The sequence below is a fragment of the Mycolicibacterium litorale genome (assembly GCF_010731695.1).
Classification (GTDB): domain Bacteria; phylum Actinomycetota; class Actinomycetes; order Mycobacteriales; family Mycobacteriaceae; genus Mycobacterium; species Mycobacterium litorale.
In genome coordinates, this window is sequence record NZ_AP022586.1 from 367184 (window position 1) to 389015 (window position 21832).

Annotated in this window: 19 protein-coding genes; 12 read left to right on the forward strand and 7 right to left on the reverse strand. The window is 70.0% G+C overall.

What is annotated here, in order from left to right; all coding sequences use genetic code 11:
* Positions 1-6 precede the first annotated feature (6 nt).
* From G6N30_RS01755 to G6N30_RS01775, 5 genes are all read right to left on the reverse strand, one after another.
* Positions 7-1671, reverse strand: coding sequence for an oligopeptide ABC transporter substrate-binding protein OppA (locus G6N30_RS01755; protein WP_134060817.1), 1665 nt, complete (start codon positions 1669-1671; stop codon positions 7-9).
* An 11-nt stretch (positions 1672-1682) separates the two neighbouring features.
* Positions 1683-3518 carry an oligopeptide ABC transporter ATP-binding protein OppD gene (locus tag G6N30_RS01760; protein WP_134060818.1) on the reverse strand — a complete coding sequence of 612 codons (1836 nt, stop codon included), beginning with the start codon at positions 3516-3518 and terminating at the stop codon, positions 1683-1685.
* The gene (locus tag G6N30_RS01765; protein WP_134060819.1) at positions 3515-4432 is read right to left on the reverse strand and encodes an oligopeptide ABC transporter permease OppC; all 918 of its coding nucleotides are present in this window, start codon (positions 4430-4432) and stop codon (positions 3515-3517) included. The genes G6N30_RS01760 and G6N30_RS01765 overlap by 4 nt, the downstream gene beginning before the upstream one ends.
* Before the next feature lie 95 nt (positions 4433-4527).
* Entirely contained in the window at positions 4528-5508 is a 981-nt protein-coding gene (locus G6N30_RS01770; protein ID WP_134060820.1) for an oligopeptide ABC transporter permease OppB, read from the reverse strand.
* 65 nt (positions 5509-5573) lie between these two features.
* Entirely contained in the window at positions 5574-5786 is a 213-nt protein-coding gene (locus tag G6N30_RS01775) for a hypothetical protein (protein WP_134060821.1), read from the reverse strand.
* A gap of 163 nt (positions 5787-5949) precedes the next feature.
* On the opposite strand from G6N30_RS01775, the gene G6N30_RS01780 reads away from it, so the two are divergent.
* From G6N30_RS01780 to G6N30_RS01835, 12 genes are all read left to right on the forward strand, one after another.
* The gene (locus tag G6N30_RS01780; protein ID WP_134060876.1) at positions 5950-6654 is read left to right on the forward strand and encodes a response regulator transcription factor; all 705 of its coding nucleotides are present in this window, start codon (positions 5950-5952) and stop codon (positions 6652-6654) included.
* The gene (locus G6N30_RS01785) at positions 6629-8236 is read left to right on the forward strand and encodes a sensor histidine kinase (RefSeq protein ID WP_134060822.1); all 1608 of its coding nucleotides are present in this window, start codon (positions 6629-6631) and stop codon (positions 8234-8236) included. The genes G6N30_RS01780 and G6N30_RS01785 overlap by 26 nt, the downstream gene beginning before the upstream one ends.
* A gap of 22 nt (positions 8237-8258) precedes the next feature.
* Positions 8259-10118: a glycosyltransferase family 39 protein gene (locus tag G6N30_RS01790; RefSeq protein ID WP_134060823.1), complete on the forward strand. Its 1860-nt coding sequence runs from the start codon at positions 8259-8261 to the stop codon at positions 10116-10118.
* A 54-nt stretch (positions 10119-10172) separates the two neighbouring features.
* A complete protein-coding gene (locus G6N30_RS01795) occupies positions 10173-11447 on the forward strand; it encodes a bifunctional glycosyltransferase family 2/GtrA family protein (RefSeq protein ID WP_163687330.1) in 1275 nt (424 codons plus the stop codon).
* A gap of 28 nt (positions 11448-11475) precedes the next feature.
* The gene (locus G6N30_RS01800; RefSeq protein WP_134060825.1) at positions 11476-13365 is read left to right on the forward strand and encodes an ArnT family glycosyltransferase; all 1890 of its coding nucleotides are present in this window, start codon (positions 11476-11478) and stop codon (positions 13363-13365) included.
* A 44-nt stretch (positions 13366-13409) separates the two neighbouring features.
* Positions 13410-13901, forward strand: coding sequence for a beta-class carbonic anhydrase (locus tag G6N30_RS01805; RefSeq protein WP_134060826.1), 492 nt, complete (start codon positions 13410-13412; stop codon positions 13899-13901).
* A gap of 204 nt (positions 13902-14105) precedes the next feature.
* The gene (gene cysD / locus G6N30_RS01810; RefSeq protein WP_134060827.1) at positions 14106-15035 is read left to right on the forward strand and encodes a sulfate adenylyltransferase subunit CysD; all 930 of its coding nucleotides are present in this window, start codon (positions 14106-14108) and stop codon (positions 15033-15035) included.
* Position 15036: 1 nt separating this feature from the next.
* Positions 15037-16887, forward strand: coding sequence for a sulfate adenylyltransferase subunit CysN (gene cysN, locus G6N30_RS01815; protein WP_179965536.1), 1851 nt, complete (start codon positions 15037-15039; stop codon positions 16885-16887).
* On the forward strand, positions 16884-17612 hold the full coding sequence (locus G6N30_RS01820) for a 3'(2'),5'-bisphosphate nucleotidase CysQ (protein ID WP_134060829.1): 729 nt from the start codon (positions 16884-16886) through the stop codon (positions 17610-17612). Before cysN ends, G6N30_RS01820 begins: the two co-directional genes overlap by 4 nt.
* Positions 17613-17626: 14 nt before the next feature.
* The gene (locus G6N30_RS01825) at positions 17627-18226 is read left to right on the forward strand and encodes a cysteine hydrolase family protein (RefSeq protein ID WP_134060830.1); all 600 of its coding nucleotides are present in this window, start codon (positions 17627-17629) and stop codon (positions 18224-18226) included.
* Positions 18227-18297: 71 nt separating this feature from the next.
* Positions 18298-18786, forward strand: a complete 489-nt coding sequence (locus G6N30_RS01830) for an Rrf2 family transcriptional regulator (protein WP_134060831.1) — start codon at positions 18298-18300, stop codon at positions 18784-18786.
* Positions 18783-20360 (forward strand): threonine/serine exporter family protein, encoded by a 1578-nt coding sequence (locus G6N30_RS01835; RefSeq protein ID WP_179965537.1) that lies wholly within the window; start codon positions 18783-18785, stop codon positions 20358-20360. Before G6N30_RS01830 ends, G6N30_RS01835 begins: the two co-directional genes overlap by 4 nt.
* Here the strand turns inward: G6N30_RS01835 and G6N30_RS01840 are convergent.
* Both G6N30_RS01840 and G6N30_RS01845 read right to left on the reverse strand, forming a co-directional pair.
* Complete coding sequence (locus G6N30_RS01840) at positions 20357-21424, reverse strand: NAD(P)H-dependent amine dehydrogenase family protein (RefSeq protein ID WP_134060833.1); 1068 nt, start codon at positions 21422-21424, stop codon at positions 20357-20359. The genes G6N30_RS01835 and G6N30_RS01840 overlap by 4 nt on opposite strands.
* On the reverse strand, positions 21421-21810 hold the full coding sequence (locus G6N30_RS01845; protein ID WP_134060877.1) for a VOC family protein: 390 nt from the start codon (positions 21808-21810) through the stop codon (positions 21421-21423). Before G6N30_RS01845 ends, G6N30_RS01840 begins: the two co-directional genes overlap by 4 nt.
* Between the last annotated feature and the right edge of the window lie 22 nt (positions 21811-21832).

The following is a 21832-nucleotide window of genomic DNA, read 5'->3' on the forward strand; positions in this document are numbered from 1 at the left end:
AGCCCGCTACTTCATGAAACCGATCTTCGTGTAATCCAGGTCGCCGATGCCGGCCGGTCCGTAGTTGGCGAGATTGCTGCGGACCGCGACGTTGCCGGCAGATTGGAACAGCGGCAGGCTGTGCACCTCCGCCCACAGCATCTTGTCCAGTTCGTTGGCCTGCTGGCGGGCCTTTGCCGCGTCGAGTTCGGACAACGTCTTCTCGATCTGGGCGTCGATCTGCGGACTGCCGATCTTGCCGAAGTTGCTCTCCCCACCGGTCGCGTAGATCTGCGTCAGGCTCGACAGGGCGAAAGCGTCGCCCGCGAACGCGAATTGGGCGATGTCGAAGTTGCCCGGCGTGACGTACTGGGTGAACAGCGCGCCACCCGGGGCCGAGATCAGCTCGAGTTTCACGCCGATCTGGCCGAGCAGGTTCTGCGCGATCTGGGCGATCTGCCGGGTGCTCTGCGCGTCGTAGAACACGTCGCGGATCACCAGTTGCCTGCCGTCCTTCTCCCGGAACTGCCCGTTCTGGCGCCAACCCAGTGCGTCGAGTTCACGTTTGGCGGCCTCCGGATCGAACGGGATGCCGTTGCGCTGATACCCCTCCTGGCCTGCCACGTAGATGTGGTTGTCGAGCGTGGTCGGGGTGTTGACCAGGCCGCGTTGGCTGACGTCGGCAATGACCTGACGGTTGATGCCCTTGGCGATCGCCGTGCGCAGCGCCGGATCGCTCAGGATGGATCCCGGTGCGCCGTTGAGCGTCAGGTGGTACCACTGCGCGCTGGGTGCGCGGCGGATGGAGACGCCGCCTGTGCGCTGCGCGATGGTGAGGTCGTCCAGTGAGGCCAGGCCCACCGCGTCGAGCGCATTGTTCTGCAGTGCGGGGATCTTGGCCGCGTCGTCGAGCACCGTGTAGGTGATCGTGTCCAGCCTGGGCGGGGCGCCCCACCATTTCGGGTTGCGGCTCAACGTGATCCGCTGTGCGGCCTTGTCGACGTTGCTGACGAGGAACGGCCCCGCCGACGGGCCGGGTCCGTTGAGCTGTGCCTTGTTGAACGCCTCGGCCGTCGCGGTCATGCTCTTCGGGTAGAGAATGGTGTTCCCGGCGAACATGCCCTTCCAGTCCGCGTAGTGCTTGGCGAATGTGACGACCGCCTGGCGGTCGTCGACACCGCGCGTCACCGAGGCGACCCGTTCCGTGCCGTTCGGGGCGGCGATCAGGAACGCCTTGTCCTTACCGCTCTGGGCGTTGATCTGGCTGGCGATGTCCTCCCAGGTGATCGGGGTGCCATCGCTCCACACCGCCTTCGGGTTGATCGTGTAGGTGACCACCTGCGGGTCGGTGCCGGTCAGCTCCACGTTCGTGAAGTAGTCGTGGTTGACCGTGGTCTCCCCCGACGGGGAGATGACGAAGGCGCGCGGCATCGTGGGCCGCAGCAGCGAACCCAGTTCGCCGAGATTGCCGTCGATGTGCAGGGTGTTGAAGTTCGGCGGGAAGCCGGTGAGCGCCAGCCGCAGATTGCCGCCGTCGCGCAGCGTGGCCGGGTCCTGGGGATTGATGTCGTTGGTGGTGCCGACCGCCGCCTCACCGCCGGGTGGCGGGGCGCCCTCCTGATCGCCGCCCGAACAGCCGGCCAGGAGCAGGGTGCCAACGAGGGCGGCGGAGAGCACGCGTCGCAACGTCATGCACACGGACTCTAACGTTGCGGGACGCTCGGTTGCGGCACCGCCGCCAGGAGACGTCGCGTGTACTCGTGCCGGGGAGCGGTGAAGACCCGGTCGCCGTCGCCCTGTTCGACGATCGACCCCTTGTGCATCACCGCCACCCGGTGGGCCAGGTGCCGGACCACCGACAGGTCGTGCGAGACGAACAGATACGACAGCCCGAACCGCTCCTGCAGGTCCAGCAGCAGGTTGATGATGCCGGCCTGGATCGACACGTCCAGCGCGGAGACGGGTTCGTCGAGGGCGAGGATCTTCGGCTGCGTCGCCAGCGCCCGGGCGATGCCGATGCGCTGTTTCTGACCGCCCGAGAACTCGGCCGGGTAGCGGCTGGCGTCCTCGCGGCGCAGCCCGACGATCCCGAGCAGCTCGGCCACCCGGTCGTCGATGCGGTCCTTGGCGAAATTGTTGGCCTGCAACGGTTCTGAGAGAACATCGAACACCGGCAGACGCGGGTCGAGAGAGGCGACCGGATCCTGGAACACCACCTGCAGATCGCCGCGCAGCGCGCGCCGCTGCGGCGCGCCGAGTGCGGCCACGTCGGCCCCGAGCACTTCGACGGAACCGCCCTCGGGCGGTGCGAGTTCGAGGATCTGGTGCAGCGTCGTCGACTTGCCCGAGCCGGATTCGCCGACGATCCCCAGCGTGCGGCCCTGCCGCAGTTCGAAGCTGATGCCGTCGACGGCGCGGACCTCGCCGATCTTGCGGCGGAACACCGTGCCCTTGGTCAGGGTGTAGGTCTTCACCAGGTCGCTGACCCGCAGCACCACGGGGTCGTCGGCCGCGGGCGGCGTCGTGGAAGGCGCGGTGGACACGCCGTACACCTCGGCGGCGCTGCGCCCCGCGACGTGTTCGGTGCGGATGCACGCCGCCCGGTGGGCGGGCGCCACCTCGAGCAGCTCCGGTTCGGCGGCGCGGCACTCGTCGATGGCCAACGGGCAGCGCGGGGCGAACGGGCAGCCCGGCGGCAGGTCCGCCAGCGATGGCGGCGTCCCGGGGATGGGCACCAGTCGTGCACCCTGCGGTGCGTCCAGGCGCGGCACCGAACCGAGCAGCCCGACGGTGTAGGGCATGCGGCGCGCGTTGTACAGCTCGGACACCGCGGCGATCTCGACGGCCCGGCCGGCGTACATGACCAGCGCGCGGTCGGCGAACTCCGCGACCACGCCGAGGTCGTGGGTGATGATCAGCACGCCCGCCCCGGTGACGTCGCGCGCGGTCCGCAGCACGTCGAGGATCTGCGCCTGCACGGTGACGTCGAGCGCGGTGGTCGGTTCGTCGCAGATCAGCAGATCGGGATCGTTGGCGATCGCGATCGCGATCACCACCCGCTGCCGCTCACCCCCGGACAGTTCGTGCGGGAACGCCCGCGCACGGCGGTCCGGCTGGGCGATGCCGACGAGTTCCAGCAGTTCGACCGCGCGGGTGCGCGCAGCCCGCCTGTCGAGACCGCGGTTGTGCACGCGCAGCGCCTCGGCGATCTGGTCGCCCACGGTGTACACCGGCGTCAGCGCCGACATCGGGTCCTGGAACACCGTGCCGATCCGGCGGCCGCGGATCCGCGACATCTCCGCATCCGACAGGCCGAGCAGTTCGGTGCCGTGCAGCCGCACCGAGCCGGACACCTCGGCGTGCTCGGGCAACAGCCCGGCGACGGCCATCGCCCCGGCCGACTTTCCCGCCCCCGATTCGCCGACCAGTGCCACCACCTCGCCGGCGTCGACGTGGTAGTTCAGCCCGCGCACCGCGGCCACCCGTTCGGTGTCGGTCGCGAACGTCACGGTCAGCCCGGACACCTCCAGCAGGCTCACGTCTTCCTGCCTCTCCTGGACGGCCGGGCGCCGGGGTCGAGCGCGTCACGCAAGCCGTCGCCGACGAGGTTGGCGCACAACACGATCAGCACCAGCACGCCGGCCGGGAACAGGAACACCCAGGGGAACGTGGTGACCGAACCGGTGCCGTCGGCGATCAGCGTGCCGAGCGAGACGTCGGGCCGCTGCACCCCGAATCCCAGGAAGCTGAGCCCGGTTTCGGCGAGCACCGCCAGCCCGACGTTGAGTGCGGTGTCGATGATGAGGATCGAGGCGACGTTGGGCAGGATGTGCCGCACGATGATCCGCCAGTGCGGCACCCCCATGTAGCGGGCGGCGACGACGAATTCGCGGTCGCGCAGGCTCATCGTCAGCCCGCGCACGATGCGCGAGCTGATCATCCAGCTGAACGCCGCCAGCAGCAGGATCAGCCACATGATGGTGCCGGAGTCGCGCGTGCGTGGCGTGACGATCGCGATCAGGATGAAGCTCGGGACCACCAGCAGCAGGTCGACCAGCCACATCAGCGCGCGGTCCCGCCACCCGCCGAAGTACCCGGCGATGGCGCCGACCGTGGCCGCGATGATCGTCGAGATGAACGCCACCGCGACGCCGATGAGCATCGACTTCTGCATTCCGCGCAGCGTCTGGGCGAACACGTCCTGGCCCAGCGCGTTGGTGCCGAACCAGTGGTCGGTGGTCGGCGGCTGCTGCAGCGCGTAGTAGTCGAGATCGGTGTAGCTGTAGGGCAGCAGCGGCGGCAGCAGATAGCAGCCGACGAACATCAGCACCAGCAGCAGCAGGGCGCCGACCGCGGGCCGGTTGCGCAGGAACCGGCGCAGCACCAGGGTGCGGCGCGACGCGAACCGCGCGGTGTCCAGCCCCGAGCGGGCTGCGGTACTCGCTTCGGTCATCACGGCCTTCTGTTCTTCGCGCAAGCGCTCATCACGGCCTTCTGTTCTTCGCGCAAGCGCTCATCACGGCCTTCTGTTCTTCGCGCAAGCGCTCATCACCGCGACACCCGCACTCTCGGGTCCAGCGCCGCATAGATCACATCGGACAGCAGGCCGGCCAGCAGGATCATCGTGCCGGAGAACACCGTGATCGCCGCGATGATGTTGGTGTCCTGCGTCGCGATGCCCTGCACCACCCACTCACCCATGCCGTGCCAGCCGAAGATCTTCTCGACGAACACCGATCCGGTCACCAGCCCGCTGACCCCGTAGGCGAACAGTGTGGCCATCGGGATCAGCGCGGTGCGCAGCCCGTGTCTGAACAGCGCCCGGCGCCGGGTCAGCCCCTTGGCGCGGGCCGTGCGGATGAAGTCCTGACCGAGCACGTCGAGCATCGCGTTGCGCTGGTAGCGGCTGAATCCGGCGGCCGCGGACAGTGCGAGCGTGACCGTCGGCAGGACCAGGTGCTGCAGCCGGTCGGCGAACTGGGCGAGCGGTCCGCCGACGGCGTCCGGCGAGGTTTCACCGGTGTACTGGAACAGCTGCACGCCGAGCCACGAGTTGGCGTTCAGCGCACCGAGGATCAGCAGGTTGGCGATGACGAAGGTCGGTGTCGAGAGCACCAGCAGCGACAACGTGGTGACCACCCGGTCCGACATCCGGTACTGCCGGACCGCGCCCCACGCGCCGACCACCACGCCGATGACCGTGCCGAGCACCGATCCGATGACCAGCAGGCGCAGGCTCACACCGATGCGCCGCCACAGCTCCTCGGACACCGGCTGGCCGGCGACCGTGGTACCGAAGTCGCCGCGCACGGCGTCACCCAGCCAGTGCGCGTACCGCAGTGGGATCGGCTTGTCGAGGTCGAGTTCGGCGGCTTTGGCGTCGATGACGGCCTGCGGTGGCCGGGGGTTGCGCTCGAGCAGGCTGTCGAGCGGCGCGAACGTCAGCGAGGTGAGCGAGAAGGTCAGAAAAGACGCGAGCGCCAACAGCACGACGTAGTTGAGCAGCCGGCGCGCGAGGAACCGCGTCATCGGCGGCTGCCGGTGCAGGGCTGCATGGGTCTAGAGGGTAGAGAGACTGCTGCACCCTCGCTGGCTCAGGGCTGCGGTGGGGGCGGCGCGCCCGGCCCGCCGAACCCGCCGGGCGGCGGGCCGAACTGGTGAGACCCGGGCCCGGTGGCGCCGTGATCGGTGGCCGCATAGATCACCCCGCCGCCCAGCGCGGCGATGACGGCGGCGGCCGCGATCGCCGCCGCGGTCTCGCGCAGGCTCCAGCGCCCCTCGCCTGGTGAACCCCACACGTCGCTCATGGCCCCACTGTGCGGGACCAGTGTGGGTGCCGGCTGTGCGCCCCGTGTGAATCGGCGGCCCTGGGCTTCACAGCGCGCACATAGACGACGCACAGGCCGGCCAAATCGCGGCGCGAATAATGAACTCATGAGCGCGAACCAGACCGACACCGAACGTTCGGTCATGCGCCGCGCCGACGGCAACCCCGTGCGCGTGCTCGTCGTCGACGACGAACCGGTGCTCGCCGAGCTCGTCTCGATGGCGCTGCGCTACGAGGGCTGGGACATCTCGACGGCGGGCGACGGCGCCACCGCGATCGCGCTGGCCCGCGAGAGCCCGCCCGACGTGGTGGTCCTCGACGTCATGCTGCCCGACATGAGCGGGCTCGACGTGCTGGCCAAGCTGCGCGAGCAGATTCCCGGCCTGCCGCTGCTGCTGCTGACCGCCAAGGACTCGGTCGAGGACCGCATCGCGGGGCTGACCGCGGGCGGCGACGACTACGTGACCAAACCGTTCTCCCTCGAAGAGGTGGTGCTCCGCCTGCGCGCGCTGCTGCGGCGCACCGGGGTCACCGAGACCGGCGGCGCGAAGATCGTCGTCGGCGACCTGGTCCTCGACGAGGACAGCCACGAGGTCACCCGCGGCGGCGACCAGATCACGCTGACCGCGACGGAGTTCGAGCTACTGCGGTTCATGATGCGCAACGCCAAGCGGGTGCTGAGCAAGGCGCAGATCCTCGACCGCGTGTGGAGTTACGACTTCGGCGGGCGCTCCAACATCGTCGAACTGTATGTGTCGTATTTGCGCAAGAAGATCGACAGCGGACGCGAGCCGATGATCCACACGCTGCGCGGCGCGGGCTATGTCCTCAAACCCGCCGCCCGCTGAGCCGGTCGGCCGTTCGCGGCTGCGTTCACCGCGTACCTGGTCGCTGCGGGGCCGTCTGCTGGCCACCCAGATCGTGCTGCTCGCGTTGGTGTGCGCCGCGGTCGGTGTCGGCACCGAACTCGCGCTGAAGAGGTTCCTGGTCAACCAGCTCGACACCCAGCTCGCCGAGACCGGGCGCCGGTCGGCCGGCCTGTTCGCGTTCGGGCCGCCACCGCCGGGCCCGCCGATGATGATGCCGGTGCCCCGGTTCCCTCCGCCGCCGGGCTTCCCGCACCGGGTGCTCATCCGCAACGGCGACGGCCCGGGGCCCGACTTCCTCAACGCGCCGGGTCAGGCCGCTCGCACCGTCGGTGCCGTGATCTCCCACGGCGCCCCGGTCGACGCCGGGGTCATCACCGCCGACGGCGCCCGCGTCGAGGTCAGCGGCGCTGCCGCCGAGCAGCTGGCCGCCGTGCCGGCCGACGAGGTCCCGCGCACGGTCACCCTCGACGGCCTGGGCCGGTACCGGGTGGTCGCGCTGCCCGCCCGCGGTCCCGCCGAGGTGATCGTCACCGGCCTGCCGACCTCCGACGTCGACGACACCCTGCTCACGGTGCTCGTCATCTTCTGCGTGGTCGGAGCCATCGCGCTGATCGGCGCCACCGCGGCGGGGGTGTGGATCATTCGCAGGCAGCTGGCCCCGCTGTCGCGGGTCTCGGCGACCGCCCGTGAGGTGGCCGATCTCGAACTCGACCGAGGTGAGGTGCGGCTGCCCACGCCGATCGTCAGGGTCGACCCCGCCGGTGCGCACACCGAGGTCGGCCAGCTCGGGACGGCGCTGAACAGGATGCTCGACCGGATCGCCGGGGCGCTCTCGGCGCGGCACGCCAGCGAGACCCGGGTCCGCCAGTTCGTCGCCGACGCCAGCCACGAACTGCGCACACCGCTGGCCGCCATCCGCGGATACACCGAGCTGGCGCAGCGCCGCTCCGACGAGCTGCCCGACGACGTCGCCCACGCAATGAACCGGGTGGAATCCGAGACCGGGCGGATGACGCAGCTCGTCGAGGACATGCTGCTGCTCGCTCGCCTTGATGACGGGCGGCCCCTGGAACGCGAACCGGTCGACCTGTCGCGGCTGGTCGTCGACGCGGTCAGCGACGCGCACGCCGCAGGCCCCGGACACGTCTGGTCCCTGGATCTGCCCGAGGAGCCGGTCGTGGTCGAGGGTGACGAGGCCCGGCTGCACCAGGTGCTCGGCAACCTGCTGGCCAACGCGCGGGTGCACACCCCGCCCGGCACGTCGGTGACCACGTCGCTGGCGGTCGGAGCCGACGGCGGCGCCGTGCTGACGGTGACCGACGACGGCCCCGGGATCCCGGCCTCCTTGCAGCCGGAGATCTTCGAGCGGTTCGCCCGCGGTGACTCGTCGCGCTCGCGCCGCGGCGGCAGCACCGGGCTGGGCCTGGCGATCGTCGCCGCGGTGGTCAAGGCCCACGACGGGACCATCGCCGTGGACAGCGCGCCGGGGCGCACCGAATTCGTGGTGACGCTGCCGGGCGGCGCACAGCCGACGCACAGGCCGGACCAATCCGGGGCCTAGTCTCGGCGGGAAGCATGGCCGGGTGACCCTGGTTCTTCCTGCCGAGCAGACGCAAAATCGCGCGATCACCGCCGCGAATGGGCGGTTCTCTGTCTGCTCGCGCCAGGTGGCGTTCGGCGCGCTGCTCGCGGCGACCGCGGTGCTCTACCTGTGGAACCTTTCCGCCAGCGGATGGGCCAACGCGTTCTACTCCGCCGCTGTGCAGGCCGGTGCGCAGAACTGGACCGCCATGCTGTTCGGCTCCAGCGATCCCGCCAACGCGATCACCGTCGACAAGACCCCGGCCGCCCTGTGGGTGATGGACTTGTCGGTGCGGCTGTTCGGGCTGAATTCGTGGAGCATCCTGGTGCCGCAGGCGCTGATGGGGGTGGCGGCCGTCGCGGTGCTGTACGCGGCGGTGCGACGGGTCAGCGGTCCGGGCGCCGCGCTGCTGGCCGGTGCCGTTCTCGCCGCCACACCGGTGGCCGCATTGATGTTCCGCTTCAACAACCCCGACGCACTACTGGTGTTGCTACTGGTCGTCGCGGGCTACTGCGTGACACGCGCCTGTGAGCGCGACGCCGGCCGCTGGTGGCTGATGGCGGCGGGGGTGGCGGTCGGGTTCGGCTTCCTGGCCAAGATGCTGCAGGCCCTGCTGGTGTTGCCGGGATTCGCCGTGGCGTACCTCGTCGCCGGCGGCCGCCCGGTCGGCCGCCGCCTGCTCGCGCTGGTCGGCGCCGCGGCGGCGATGGTGGTGGCGGGCGGCTGGTACCTGTTGCTGGCCGAGGTGTGGCCGCCGGGTGACCGCCCGTACATCGGTGGCTCGCAGCGCGACAGCATCGTCGAACTCGCATTGGGCTACAACGGTTTTGGCAGGCTCACCGGTAACGAGACGGGTGGATTGGGCAACCTGAACCACGACGTCGGGGCGGGGCGGCTGTTCGGTTTCGGCATGGGCCTCGACATCGCCTGGCTGCTGCCCGCCGCGCTGATCTGCCTCGGCGCCGGTCTGGTGCTGACCCGGCGGGCACCCCGCACCGACGTCACCCGCGCCGCCCTGCTCAACTGGGGCGGCTGGCTGGTCGTGACGGCTGTGGTGTTCAGCTTCGCCAACGGCATCGTGCACTCGTACTACACGGTGGCGCTCGCGCCCGCGATCGCCGCCGTGATCGGTATCGGCGCACACCTGTTGTGGCGGAATCGGTTTCACCCGTGGTGCGCCGTCGCGCTGGCCGGCGCGGTGCTCGTCACCACCGTACTGGCCGCGGTGCTGCTGTCGCGTCACGTCGAGTGGATGCCGTGGCTGAGGGCCGCGGTCGCGGTCGGGGGAGTGGGAGTCGCCGTGCTGCTGCTGGTGGTGCGCCGGCTGCCCGACGGCGTCGCCCGGACGGTGGCCGCCGTGGCCGTCATCGTGTCTCTCGCGTCACCCGCCGCCTACTCGGTGGTCACCGCGGCGAACCCGCACACCGGCGCGATTCCCTCGGTCGGCCCGGCCGGCGGCTTCAGCGGCGGACCGCCCGGACTGTTGAACTCACCGGAGCCGGACGCCGAGCTCACCGCCACGCTGGCCCGCGATGCGCACGACTACCGCTGGGCCGCAGCGGTGGTCGGGTCCAACAACGCGGCGGGCTACCAATTGGCAAGCGGCGCAGCGGTGTTGGCGCTGGGCGGCTTCAACGGCACCGACCCGTCACCGACGCTCGAACAGTTCCAGCGCTACGTCGCCGACGGTGACGTGCACTACTTCATCGGCGGCCGGTCGGCGCTGGGCTTCGGAGACCGCGCCGCGCAGAGCGGCAGCCGTGCCGCGGCGGACATCGCCGACTGGGTGCAGGAGCACTTCGAGTCGCGACTCGTCGGCGGCGTCGCCGTCTACGACCTCACCCACGGCGCCGCCTCGTGACTCATAGCGGGCCCACAGGTTCACCCCATCGAGGGCATACGCAGCCCGACGACCATGGTCGCCATGACAGACACCGCCGTGGAACTCGACGCTGACCGCGCGGGCCGGAGCACCTTCGCCTCCCGCCCCGATGTCGTGGAATACGCCCGCGCCGCAGGCGTACCGGTGCTCGACGTCGTCGTCCCCGTGTACAACGAGCAGGCCGCGCTGGCCGCGTCGGTGCACCGCCTGCACCGTCACCTGCGCGACCACTTCCCGTTCCCTGCGCGCATCACCATCGCCGACAACGCCAGCGTCGACGCCACCCCGGAGATCGCCGCGCAACTGGCCGCCGACCTGCCCGACGTGCGGTTCGTTCGACTGGAGGAGAAGGGCCGCGGCCGCGCCCTGCACGCGGTGTGGTCCGAATCCGACGCCCCGGTGCTGGCCTACATGGACGTTGACCTGTCCACCGATCTGGCCGCCCTCGCACCGCTGGTCGCCTCGCTGATATCCGGGCACTCCGACCTCGCGATCGGCACCCGGCTGAGTCGCGGTGCGCGCGTCGTGCGCGGGGCCAAACGCGAGTTCATCTCGCGGTGCTACAACCTCATCCTGAAATCGACGCTGTCGGCGCGCTTCTCGGATGCCCAATGTGGGTTCAAGGCGATCCGCGCCGACGTCGCCCACCGGCTGCTGCCGTACGTATCGGACACCGGATGGTTCTTCGACACCGAACTGCTGGTGCTCGCCGAGCGCAGCGGACTGCGCATCCACGAGGTGCCGGTGGACTGGGTGGACGACCCGGACAGTCGCGTCGACATCGTCGCCACCGCGAAAGCCGACCTCAAGGGCATCGGCCGGCTGTTGCGCGGCTTCACCAACGGTTCGATCCCCGTGCAGGTGCTGGCCGCGCAGTTCGACCCACCGCGGCCGCCTGCCGCCTCGCGGTCGCTGCTGCGCCACGCCGTGCGGTTCGGGGCGGTCGGCGTGGTCTCCACGCTCGCGTACCTGCTGCTGTTCGTGCTGACCCGCGGCTGGCTGGGCGCGCAGGCCGCGAACCTGATCGCGCTGGGGGTGACGGCGATCGGCAACACCGCGGCCAACCGCCGCTTCACCTTCGGGGTGACCGGGCGCCAGGGCGTCGGCCGCCATCACCTCGAAGGCCTCATCGTGTTCGCGATCGCGCTGGGCGTCACCAGCGGGTCGCTGGCCGCGCTGCACTCCGTCACCGCCGAACCGCACCGGTTCGTCGAACTCGGCGTGCTGGTGGCCGCCAACCTCGCCGCGACCGTGATGCGGTTCGTCCTGCTACGCGGCTGGGTCTTCCATCCCCGGCGCACCCGCTGACCTTCCACCGACTGAAGAGGAATCGCACATGACCGTGACCGCTGACGCGCCCCCTTCGACGGCGCCCGCCGCGGCGCAGCGCCGCGTGCGCTGGGAACGCCCCGCACTGCTGGCACTGCTGGCCGCCACCGCCGTGCTCTACCTGTGGGGGCTGGGCTCTTCGGGCTGGGCCAACGAGTACTACGCGGCGGCGGTGCAGGCCGGCACCCAGAACTGGACGGCGTGGCTGTTCGGATCCCTCGACCCCGGCAACTCCATCACCGTGGACAAGCCGCCGGCATCGCTGTGGTTGATGGTGTTGTCCGCCAGGCTGTTCGGTTTCAGCGCGTTCACGATGCTGCTGCCGCAGGCGCTGATGGGCGTGGCATCGGTGGGGGTGCTGTTCGCCGCGGCGCGACGGGTCAGCGGTCCGGCCGCAGGGCTGATCGCCGGTGCGGTGCTGGCCGCGACCCCGGTCGCGGCGCTGATGTTCCGCTTCAACAACCCCGACGCGCTGCTGGTGCTGCTGCTGCTCGTCGCTGCCTACGCGATGGTGCGGGCGATCGAGACCGCCGGCACCCGCTGGATGGTCCTCGTGGGCTGCGCCCTGGGGTTCGCGTTCCTCACCAAGATGCTGCAGGCGTTCCTGGTGATGCCAGGCCTGGCGCTGGCGTTCCTCGTGGCCGCGCCGGTGGGACTGGGGCAGCGGATCGGCAAGCTGGCCGTCGGTGCGGTGTCGATGATCGTGTCAGCCGGCTGGTTCCTCGCGCTGGTCGAGCTGTGGCCCGCCTCGTCGCGGCCGTACATCGGCGGGTCGACCGACAACAGTCTGCTGCAGCTGGCGCTGGGCTACAACGGGATTCAGCGCATCGCCGGTGGCGGCGCGCCGGGCGGCGACGGTCCCCCCGGCGGTGGGCCGGGTGGCGCTGCCGGGCGTGGCGCGAACCTGTTCTTCGGCGGTGAGCCGGGCATCGGCCGGCTGTTCGGGCACTCGATGGGCGTCGAGGCGTCCTGGTTGCTGCCCGCCGCGCTGATCGGTCTTGCCGCGGGCGTCTGGTTCACCCGGCGCGCCGCACGCACCGACTCCGTCCGCGCGAGCCTGCTGCTGTGGGGTGGCTGGCTGGTGGTGACCGGCGCCGTCTTCAGCTTCATGGACGGCACCATCCACCCCTACTACACGGTGGCCTTGGCTCCCGCGGTGGCCGCGCTGGTCGGCATCGCCGCCGCCGAATCATGGCGCGGCAGAAGACACTTGGCGCCCCGGTTGGTGCTGGCCGTGATGATGGCGGTGACCGGCGTCTGGGCGTTCGTCCTGCTGAACCGCACACCCGACTGGGTGCCGTGGCTGCGCTGGGCCGTGCTGATCCTCGGGATGGTGGTCGCGCTGGTGCTCGCGGTCGGCGTGCACCGGATGCGGCGGGTCGCCGCGGCCGTGGTCATCGCCGCGGCGCTGGCCGGTCTGGCGGCGCCCACCGCATTCGCGGTGTACAACGTCGCGCATCCGGCGAGCGGTCCGGGCACCATGTCAGGTCCGGCGCGGGGTGACGGCTTCGGCGGTATGCCACCCGGCGGGAGGCGGCCCGGCGGACCCGGCGGCGCGATGGACAACTCGGCGGTACAGGACCTGGTCCGCGGGGCGGACAGCCGGTGGGCCGCAGCCAGTATCGGCTCGATGGGTGCGGCGGGTCTGCAGTTGCAGACCGGGGCGTCGATCATGGCGATCGGTGGCTTCACCGGCGGGGACGACTCCCCGACGCTCGCCCAGTTCCAGCGCTACGTCGCCGACGGTGAGGTCCGCTACTTCATCGGCAGTGACAGGGGCGGTCCGCCCGGATTCGGGCGCGGCGGCACCGCGGCGGAGATCACCGCCTGGGTGCAGCAGAACTTCACCCCGATGCAGGTCGGTGGAACCACCGTCTACGACCTGCAATCCGGCTGATTCTGGGGGGTGTCATACCGGGCGGAGATTGTTATCGTCACGCCATGTCGGTCACGGACGAGTACCTGAAGAACAACGCGGAGTACGCGAAGACCTTCAGCGGTCCGCTGCCGTTGCCGCCGAGTAAGCACGTCGCGGTCGTGGCGTGCATGGACGCCCGGCTCGACGTCTACCGGATCCTCGGGCTCGCCGACGGTGAGGCGCACGTGATCCGCAACGCCGGCGGGGTGGTCACCGATGACGAGATCCGCTCGCTGGCGATCAGCCAGCGCCTGCTGGGGACGAAGGACATCATCCTCATCCACCACACCGACTGCGGCATGCTGACATTCACCGACGACGACTTCAAGAAGTCGATCCAGGACGAGACCGGCATCAAACCCGAGTGGGCGGCCGAGGCCTTCGGCGATCTCGAAGAGGACGTGCGCCAGTCCATCCGGCGCATCGAGGCCAGCCCCTTCGTCACCAAGCACGAATCGCTGCGCGGCTTCGTATTCGACGTCGCGACCGGCAGGCTCACCGAAGTCACGCTCTGACCCGTGCCACCAGGGCGCCGCAGCCAGGCGCTCGTTTCGGCGACGGCCGGGGTGTACCGGCTGGGCCGGGCCGCCAGACCGTAGTGTCCCCGCAGCCGCCCTGGGTACACAGTCGGCGTTCCCTTGACACCCACCCGGCCGGGCCGGTAATTTCCGGTCAACCGAGTAAATCTGGCAAGTTCAACCAACTTAACGAGGAATGCGATGACAGCCGCTCAGGTAGCCGCGCCGGAGCCGGGCCAGTACGAGCTGAGCCATCTGCGCTCGCTGGAGGCCGAGGCCATCCACATCATCCGCGAGGTCGCCGCCGAGTTCGAGCGGCCGGTGCTGCTGTTCTCCGGCGGCAAGGACTCGATCGTCATGCTCCACCTGGCGATCAAAGCCTTCGCCCCGGCGCGCCTGCCGTTCCCGGTGATGCACGTCGACACAGGACACAACTTCGACGAGGTGATCGAAACCCGTGACCGCCTGGTCGCCGAGAACGGCGTGCGCCTGGTCGTCGCCTCGGTGCAGGAGGACATCGACGCGGGCCGCGTGGTCGACAACGGCCCGTCGCGCAACCCGCTGCAGACCGTCACGCTGCTGCGCGCGATCCGCGAGAACAAGTTCGACGCGGCCTTCGGCGGTGCGCGTCGCGACGAAGAGAAGGCCCGCGCCAAGGAGCGGGTGTTCAGCTTCCGCGACGAATTCGGCCAGTGGGATCCGAAGGCCCAGCGCCCCGAACTGTGGAACCTCTACAACGGCCGCCACCGCAAGGGTGAGCACATCCGGGTCTTTCCGCTGTCGAATTGGACCGAGTACGACATCTGGGCCTACATCGGCGCCGAAGGCATCACGCTGCCCGCGATCTACTACGCCCACACCCGTCCGGTGTTCCAGCGCGACGGGATGCTGCTGGCCGTCCACCCGTACATGGCGCCCCGCGAGGGCGAAGAGGTCTTCGAGACCAGCGTGCGGTTCCGCACGGTCGGGGACGTCACCTGCACCGGGTGCGTGGAATCCACGGCGTCGACGGTCGAGGACATCATCGCCGAGACCGCGGTGTCGCGGCTGACCGAACGCGGCGCGACCCGCGCCGACGACCGCATCTCTGAAGCCGGGATGGAAGACCGCAAGCGCGAGGGGTATTTCTGACATGACAACGCTGCTTCGCATCGCGACCGCGGGTTCGGTCGACGACGGTAAGTCGACGCTGATCGGCCGGCTGCTCTACGACAGCAAGGCCGTCATGGAGGACCAGCTCGCCGCCGTCGAGCGCACCTCCAAGGAGCGCGGGAACGACTACACCGACCTCGCGCTGGTCACCGACGGGCTGCGCTCCGAGCGGGAGCAGGGCATCACGATCGACGTGGCCTACCGCTACTTCGCCACCGCCAAGCGGAAATTCATCATCGCCGACACCCCGGGCCACATCCAGTACACCCGCAACATGGTGACCGGCACGTCGACGGCGCAGCTGGCGATCGTCCTCGTCGACGCCCGGCACGGGCTGCTCGAACAGTCCCGCAGGCATGCCTTCCTGGCCTCGCTGCTCGGCGTGCAGCACATCGTGCTCGCGGTCAACAAGATGGACCTGATCGACTGGAATCAGGAGAAGTTCAACGACATCCGCGACGAGTTCCACGCCTTCGCCGCGCGCCTCGACATCCACGACGTCACCACGATCCCGATGTCGGCACTGCTCGGCGACAACGTCGTCACCAAGTCCGACAAGAGCCCCTGGTACGACGGGCCCGCGCTGCTGAGCCACCTCGAAGAGGTCTACATCGCCGGTGACCGCAACCTGACCGACGTGCGGTTCCCGGTGCAGTACGTGATCCGCCCGCAGACCCGCGACCACGCCGACCACCGCAGCTACGCCGGCACCGTGGCCAGCGGGGTGATGCGTGTGGGCGACGAGGTCGTCGTGCTGCCCAGCGGTAAGACCAGCAGCATCACCGCGATCGACTCGCCGACCGGTCCGGTGGTCGAGGCGTTTCCGCCGATGGCGGTGTCGGTCAGCCTGGCCGACGACATCGACATCTCCCGCGGCGACGTGATCGCCCGGGTGAACAACCAGCCCCACGTGTCGAACGAATTCGACGCGACGGTCTGCTGGATGGCCGACGCGTCGGCGCTCGAACCCGGCCGCGAGTACCTGATCAAACACACCACCCGGGTGACCCGAGTGCGTGTCGCGGCGCTGGACTACCGCCTCGACGTCAACACGCTGCACCGCGACAAGTCGGCGACCGCGCTGAAGCTCAACGAACTGGGACGGGTCACGCTGCGCACGCAGCAGCCGCTGCTGCTCGACGAGTACTCCCGCAACGCCGCGACCGGGTCGTTCATCCTGATCGATCCCGACACCAACGGCACCGTGGCCGCGGGCATGGTCCGCGACACCACGCCGGTCGCGAACCGCACCGCCACCCCGAACACCGTGCGCCACCAGTCGCTGGTCAGCGCGAAGGACCGGCTGTCGAGGGGCCGCACCGTGTGGTTCACCGGCTTGTCGGGATCCGGAAAATCGTCGGTGGCGATGCGGGTGGAGCAGAAACTGCTCGAACGGGGTTGTCCCGCATACGTTCTCGACGGCGACAACCTGCGGCACGGGCTCAACGCCGACCTCGGGTTCTCGATGGCCGACCGGGCGGAGAACCTGCGGCGACTCGCCCACATCGCGACGCTGATGGCCGATTCCGGCCTGACCGTACTGGTGCCGGCGATCAGTCCGCTCGTCGAGCACCGGGAACTGGCCCGCGCCGTCCACGTCGACCAGGGCTACGACTTCTTCGAGGTGTTCTGCGACACCCCGCTGGCCGACTGCGAGCGGCGGGACCCGAAGGGGCTGTACGCCAAGGCGCGCGCCGGGGAGATCACCCACTTCACCGGGATCGACAGCCCGTACCAGCGGCCGAAGAACCCCGATCTGCGGCTGACGCCCGACCGTGACGTCGACGACCTGGCCCAGCAGGTCATCGACATGCTGGACGGCAGCCGGTGAACGATCACGAACTTGCCGCCCGCCTGGCCACGCGGGCCGGCGATCTGCTGCTCGACGTGCGGGCGGAGTTCGCCGACGCGACCGTCGAAGAGCGGAAAGCGGCCGGTGACAAGCGGTCTCACGACTTCCTGATGGCCGAACTCGGCGAGCAGCGTCCCGGTGACGCGGTCCTCTCCGAGGAAGGCGCCGACGATCCGGTGCGGCTGCGGTCGCAGCGTGTGTGGATCGTCGACCCGCTCGACGGCACCCGCGAGTTCTCCGAACTCGACCGCGAGGACTGGGCGGTGCACGTGGCGCTGTGGCAGTCCGGTGAACTGGTGGCCGGGGCCGTCGCGCTGCCCGCGCAGAACACGACGCTCGCCACGCCCGACGTCGCGACCCCCGCTCCTCTCGACGGTCCGCCGCGGATCGTGGTGTCGCGCACCCGGCCGCCCGCGATCGCGCTCGCGGTGCGCGACGCGCTCGGCGGCACGCTGGTCGAAATGGGCTCCGCGGGCGCGAAAGTCGCGTCGATCATGCAGGGCCTGTCGGATGTGTACGTGCACGCCGGCGGCCAGTACGAGTGGGACTCGGCCGCGCCGGTGGCCGTCGCGCGCGCCGCCGGACTGCACACCTCACGGATCGACGGCTCGCCGCTGGTCTACAACGCCGAGGACCCCAAGCTGCCCGATCTGGTGGTGTGCCGTCCGGAACTGGCCGAGGCGGTGCTGGCCGTCACCCGCTGAGTAGGCTCGGCGATGTGCCGAACCCCACCCTGCGCATGCTGGCCGACCTGCCCCAGCAGCCCGTCAACCTCTCACAATCGACGCTGATACTCATCGACTGCCAGAACACCTACACCCGCGGTGTGATGGAACTCGAAGGCGTCGAGGCCGCTCTGGAGGAGACCGCCGCGCTGCTCGACCGGGCGCGTACCGCGGGCATCCCGGTCATCCACATCCAGCATTCGGACGGACCGGATTCCCTGTACGACATCGAGGGGGAGACGGGCGCGATCGTGCCGGTCGTCGCACCGCGCGACGGTGAGCCCGTCGTGGTCAAGCAGTACCCGAACTCGTTCGTGCAGACCGACCTCGACGAGCGGCTCAAGGCCGTCGGCGCTTCGAATCTGGTGCTGGCCGGGTTCATGACGCACATGTGCGTGAACTCGACGGCGCGCGGCGCGTTCAACCTCGGCTACGCCCCGACGGTCGTCGGGGCGGCGACGGCGACCCGCGCCCTGCCGGGCGTGGGCGGCGACGACACCGTGCCCGCCGCAGCGATGCAGGCGGCGAGCCTGGCCGCGATGGCGGATCTGTTCGCGGTGGTGGTCCCCAGCTCACAGGACATCCCCGACTAGGCCTGATGGTCGGGCTCCTCAGCGCGGCTCCTCCGTCGCCGCTTGATCGTCGCCCGACTAGCCTGGCCACCATGCGGATGTCGGCCAAGGCGGAGTACGCCGTCCGGGCCATGGTGCAACTGGCCACGGTCGACGACGGTGTGCTGGTCAAAACCGACGACCTGGCGAAAGCGCAGGGCATCCCGCCGCAGTTCCTCGTCGACATCCTCTCCGATCTACGCACCGACCGGCTGGTGCGCAGTCAGCGCGGTCGCGACGGCGGCTACGAACTGGCCCGACCGGCCGCCGACATCAGCATCGCCGACGTGCTGCGCTGCATTGACGGCCCGCTGGCCAGCGTGCGCGACATCGGCCTCGGCGACCTGCCGTACTCCGGTCCCACCGCGGCGCTGACCGACGTGTGGCGCGCGTTGCGGGCCAGCATGCGTTCGGTGCTCGAACAGACCAGCCTCGCCGACGTCGCCGCGGGCGCGCTGCCCGAGCACGTGACCGCGATGGCCGGCGACTACCTCGATCAGGAGCACAAGCGCGGGCACCGCAACCGCGTGGAGTCGAATTGAACCCTGATCGAGCAGACGGCACAGCTCGCCGCAGGCGCGCCATGAACCTCGCGCTGCCGGGGCGACGGGATCCGGCGTCCGGCGCCGGGCAGCGCAGACGCGTGTCGGGACAGATGAGCGACCGGCACACCCGCAAGGTCCTCGACCTGACCGTGCGACTGGCCGAGGTGATGCTGTCGTCCGGTTCGGGCACCGCCGACGTCGTCGCGACCGCCCAGGACGTGGCGCAGGCCTACCAGCTCACCGACTGCGTCGTCGACGTCTTCGTCACCACGATCTTCGTGTCGGCGCTGCCGACGGCCGACAGTCCGCCGGTCACCATCGTCCGGGCGGTGATTGCGCGTTCGACCGACTACACCCGGCTCGCCGAACTCGACGAGTTGGTGCGGCGGATCACCTCTGGCGGGGTGTCGGTCGACGAGGCCCACGAGGCGATGGACGTGCTGACCGAACGGCCCCACCCGTATCCCCGATGGGTCGCTACCGCGGGATGGGCCGGTTTCGCCCTGGGCATCGCGATGCTGCTCGGCGGAAGCTGGCAGACCTGGATCCTCGCAGCCGTGTCGTCGGCGCTGATCGATCGTGTCGGCCGGGTGCTCAACCGCTTCGGCACCCCGTTCTTCTTCCAGCAGGCCGCAGGCGCGTTCATCGCGACGATGATCGCGGTCGGGGCGTACCTGTTCGCCGGGCAGGAACCGACCGCGCTGGTCGCCACCGGCATCGTGATGCTTCTGGCGGGCCTGACGTTCGTCGGGTCGGTGCAGGACGCGCTGACCGGCTACATGGTCACCGCGGTCGCCCGGCTCGGTGACGTCCTGTTCCTCACGGCGGGCATCGTCGTCGGCATCCTGGCCGCACTGCAGGTCGCGGCGGTGGCCGGCATCCACATCGAGTTGCACGTCGACGCCACCGAGTCGTTCGTGACGCCGACCCGGCCGGTGTCGATCCTGCTGGCGGTGTCGGGCGCCGCACTGGCCGGCGCCTGCCTGACGATCGCCAGCTACGCGCGGCTGCGTTCGGTGATCACCGCGGGCGCCGCGGCGGGCACCGCCGAACTGGTGCTGATCGGACTCGGCTCGGCGGATGTCGGCGGAGTGGTCGCCACCGGCACCGCGGCGGTCGGCGTCGGTCTGCTCGCCACGCTCATCTCGATCCGCAGACAGGCGCCCGCGCTGGTCACCGCGACGGCCGGCATCACGCCGATGCTCCCGGGTCTCGCGGTCTTCCGGGCGGTGTTCTACTTCGCCGTCGACGGGAACATCGCCGCCGGGTTCGCCCAGGCGCTGGCCGCCGCGGCCACCGCGCTGTCGATCGGGGCGGGCGTGGTGATGGGTGAACTACTCGGTTCCCCGCTGCGCTATCGCGCGGGGCGGATCGGTGACTTCCTGCGCGTCGAAGGTCCCCCGGGGCTGCGCCGCGCGATCGGCAACGTGGTGGCGCTGCGGCCGTCCGGCAAGCAGCAACAGACGCGAACCCCGCACCGCCGGTCGTGGAGCGTCGCACTCGAACCGGAATCCCGGGATTCCGCCGATGGTGACGGCGCCGAACCGACCGATTCCGCAGGCGCCGGTTAGTTCCCGAACCCGACGGCGCTGCGGATCAGCGGCAGGGTCGCCATGGTCGCGAAGCCCGGTTCGGCCGCGCACACCGCGGGCACCGCGTTGAGCACCTGCATGCCGGTGGCGATGTTGGCGGCGTTGACGTGTTCGGCCATGCTGGCGGCGCGCGAGAAGCTGGCCAGCGCGATGAAGTGCGCCTGCATCGACGGGTCACCCTCGATGGTCAGTGTCCAGCCGTGCCGTGGGCTCGGCCAGTGCGACGGGTATTCGTTGCCGACCGTCCAGAGCGTCTCGATCTCGATGAGCGGTTGGCCGTGGCGCCGGCCCACCCAGTTCCAGCGTTGACCGGCCGTGGTGCCGGCGCGCAGGATGTGATCGAAGATCTCGTGGTCCTGTTGTGCGGGAACGGCTTCCACCGAGGCGGTCACTTCGTCGATACCCGCGTGCAACGCTTCGGCCAGCAGCCACACCTCCTCGCTGAAGATGCCGCTGTTGAAGGCGAGGAAATCCGTTGCAGTGGGGCTGATCTCGTCGACGGGCCGGCCGAACGACATGTTGTCGAACGTGATCGCCGTGCTGTCGTAGACCGACCAGTCCGCCCGCTCCTGCAGCGTGATCTTGTCGATGGTGCGGCTCATCCCGCTCAGCGCGAGGGGCAGCACCCCGGACAGGTTGCCGGGGTTGAGCCCGCCGCCGTGCACGGTGCTGCGTCCCTCCCGGCAGGCCTCGTCGAGGCGGCGCCGGACCTCGGCGGGCTGGCGGTCCGGGTGGAAGAGGAAGGCGGTGGTGACCAGGTTCTTGCCGCTGGCGAGGATGGCGCAGACCTCGTCGAGGTCGACGATGCGCGGCGTGTACAGCACGCAATCCGCGTCGAGGGCGAGGATTTCGTGGGTGTCGGTGGTGGCCGTGACCCCGATCGGCGCGCGGTCGACCAGGGTCCCGGCGTCAGTGCCGTTCTTGGCCTCGGAGTACACCCTGACGCCGACCACCTCGAGATCAGGGCGGTGGTCGAGGATCGTCGCGAGGATCTCGGTGCCGACCGCGCCGGTGCCCCACGGGATGACGCGCAGCGGCATCATGCACCCGAGCCGTAGGGCCGGGTGATGATCTCGAGGTAGTGGCCGGCCGGGTCCTGGAAGTAGACGCCGCGACCCCCGTCGTGGTGGTTGATCTCTCCGGGGTGCTGGCCGCGCGGGTCAGCCCAGTGCTGCAGGTTGCGGTCGCGGATGCGGCCGTAGATCGCGTCGAACTCGTCCTCCGACACCAGGAATGCGTAGTGCTGCGGACGGATCTCCTCGCCGGCGGACACCTGGGCGTAGTCGAGGCTGACGCCGTGGTTGAGTTCGACGGCGAGGAACGGGCCGAACTCCCGGGCAGCGGGCAGCCCGAACAGTTCGGTGAAGAAGTCGGCCGACTGCTGTCGGTCTCTGGCGGCGACGATTGTGTGATTGAACGTGATGGCCATGGCCACGTCAGTCAATCAGTCA

Excerpts from the sequence above, each read along its gene's own strand:
- G6N30_RS01780 (WP_134060876.1), top strand. The coding sequence starts at position 5,950 with ATGCGCCGCGCCGACGGCAACCCCGTGCGCGTGCTCGTCGTCGACGAC.
- G6N30_RS01765 (WP_134060819.1), bottom strand. The coding sequence starts at position 4,432 with ATGACCGAAGCGAGTACCGCAGCCCGCTCGGGGCTGGACACCGCGCGG.
- G6N30_RS01775 (WP_134060821.1), bottom strand. The coding sequence starts at position 5,786 with ATGAGCGACGTGTGGGGTTCACCAGGCGAGGGGCGCTGGAGCCTGCGC.
- G6N30_RS01770 (WP_134060820.1), bottom strand. The coding sequence starts at position 5,508 with ATGACGCGGTTCCTCGCGCGCCGGCTGCTCAACTACGTCGTGCTGTTG.
- cysD (WP_134060827.1), top strand. The coding sequence starts at position 14,106 with ATGACAGCCGCTCAGGTAGCCGCGCCGGAGCCGGGCCAGTACGAGCTG.
- cysN (WP_179965536.1), top strand. The coding sequence starts at position 15,037 with ATGACAACGCTGCTTCGCATCGCGACCGCGGGTTCGGTCGACGACGGT.
- G6N30_RS01755 (WP_134060817.1), bottom strand. The coding sequence starts at position 1,671 with ATGACGTTGCGACGCGTGCTCTCCGCCGCCCTCGTTGGCACCCTGCTC.
- G6N30_RS01785 (WP_134060822.1), top strand. The coding sequence starts at position 6,629 with ATGTCCTCAAACCCGCCGCCCGCTGAGCCGGTCGGCCGTTCGCGGCTG.
- G6N30_RS01845 (WP_134060877.1), bottom strand. The coding sequence starts at position 21,810 with ATGGCCATCACGTTCAATCACACAATCGTCGCCGCCAGAGACCGACAG.
- G6N30_RS01800 (WP_134060825.1), top strand. The coding sequence starts at position 11,476 with ATGACCGTGACCGCTGACGCGCCCCCTTCGACGGCGCCCGCCGCGGCG.
- G6N30_RS01830 (WP_134060831.1), top strand. The coding sequence starts at position 18,298 with ATGCGGATGTCGGCCAAGGCGGAGTACGCCGTCCGGGCCATGGTGCAA.
- G6N30_RS01795 (WP_163687330.1), top strand. The coding sequence starts at position 10,173 with ATGGTCGCCATGACAGACACCGCCGTGGAACTCGACGCTGACCGCGCG.
- G6N30_RS01805 (WP_134060826.1), top strand. The coding sequence starts at position 13,410 with ATGTCGGTCACGGACGAGTACCTGAAGAACAACGCGGAGTACGCGAAG.
- G6N30_RS01840 (WP_134060833.1), bottom strand. The coding sequence starts at position 21,424 with ATGATGCCGCTGCGCGTCATCCCGTGGGGCACCGGCGCGGTCGGCACC.